This is a genomic window from Aeromicrobium sp. Leaf272 (assembly GCF_001422865.1).
Classification (GTDB): Bacteria; Actinomycetota; Actinomycetes; order Propionibacteriales; family Nocardioidaceae; genus Aeromicrobium.
Map to the genome: position 1 here is coordinate 605339 of NZ_LMMY01000009.1, position 1410 is coordinate 606748.

Sequence of the window (1410 nt, forward strand, 5' to 3'; positions counted from 1 at the left end):
CGATCATGGACGATCATGAGGTGAACACCGACCGCCTCGTCGTGCTGCTGGAGCTGGCCCGCCACGGGTCGATGCGCGCCGTGGCCGACGTGCTCATGACGAGCACCTCCACCGTCTCGCAGCAGGTGGCTGCCCTGGCCCACGAGGTGGGTACGCCGCTCGTCGAGCCCGACGGCCGCGGCGTCCGACTCACCCCCGCAGGACGTCGGCTGGCCGACCACGCCGTCTCGATCCTCGCCGCCGTCGAGGCCGCACGCACCGACCTCGACCCCGACGCCGAGCCGGCCGGCACGGTCCGTGTCGCCGGCTTCGCCACGGCCATCCGGTCCACCCTGCTGCCCGTCGTCGAGTCCCTGGCCGGAAGCCACCCCGACGTCCACGTCGTGGTGCACGAGCTGGAGCCCGGGGAGGCCCGCGAGGCGCTCCTCGCCGACCGGATCGACCTCGCACTCGTCTACGACTACGACCTGGCGCCCGTGACCCTCGACCGGGCGATCGATGCCGAGCCCCTGTGGCGGGCACCGTGGGGCCTGGGAGTGCCGACGTCCGACGCGCCGTCGGTCGACCTCGCAGCGCCCGACCTGCTGCGCCGCCACGCCGATGATCGGTGGATCGGGAACTCCCGCAACACGGCCGACGAGGAGGTGCTGCGGGTCCTGGCGTCGATGGCCGGGTTCGAGCCGCGGGTCGAGCACCTCTCCGACAGCCTCGACCTCGTGGAGGACCTGGTCGTGGCCGGGCTCGGCGTCGGGATGCTGCCGCTCTGGCGTGCGCCGCGCGACGGCGTGACCGTGGTCCCCTTCCACGACCCGGGCGTCACGATGCGCACCTACGTCTGGACGCGCCGAGGGCGAGCGACGTGGCCGCCGCTCGCCCTCGTGCTGGAGCGCCTCGCGGGCGCCCCGGGAGTCGTCACCAGCTGACGAGCGCCCCGGTGATCGTGTACGGCGCGAAGTCCGTCGACAGCAGGACGAACAGCGCGAGCGCGCCGCCGGCGAGCGCGACGTTCTTGTTGAACGCGACCATCTCCATCTGCTTGGCCTGGCCGTCGCTCTCCTTCCAGAACGCGTGCATCAGCACGGCGGTCACGAGGAGCAGCACGGCCAGCCCGAGCGCGCCGATGTCGCCCCAGATGCCGAGCAGCACCGACAGGCCGCCGGCGAGCAGCGCGACGCCGCTGATCTGCACGAGCAGCTTGGCGTTGGAGAGGCCGCGCGACTCGGCGTAGCCGGCCATCGCGCCGGTGGCCGTCAGGTGGCCGATGCCGGACCCGATGACGAGGTAGGCGAACAGGATGCGGGAGATGAGGAAGACCTCGTCCATGGCGGACTCCTAAAGAAGGTGAATGTTCAACCATCGTCCTCGTTCGACGTGCCGCGGTCAAGCACCGACGCGCGTGGTCACACCGGC

The 1410-nt window shown here is 71.9% G+C and carries 2 protein-coding genes; one reads left to right on the top strand and one right to left on the bottom strand.

The features are described from left to right. The coding region (locus ASF38_RS04590) for a LysR family transcriptional regulator (protein WP_235497396.1) at window positions 1–923 on the top strand (923 nt) is incomplete at its 5' end. Here ASF38_RS04590 and ASF38_RS04595 read toward each other — a convergent pair. Then, complete coding sequence (locus ASF38_RS04595; protein ID WP_055962679.1) at window positions 913–1323, bottom strand: DoxX family protein; 411 nt, start codon at window positions 1321–1323, stop codon at window positions 913–915. The two genes, ASF38_RS04590 and ASF38_RS04595, sit on opposite strands and share 11 nt — an antisense overlap. Window positions 1324–1410: the final 87 nt, after the last annotated feature.

What these genes read in the sequence shown, in the direction of transcription:
- ASF38_RS04595 (WP_055962679.1), bottom strand. Translation starts at nt 1,323, where the DNA reads ATGGACGAGGTCTTCCTCATCTCCCGCATCCTGTTCGCCTACCTCGTC.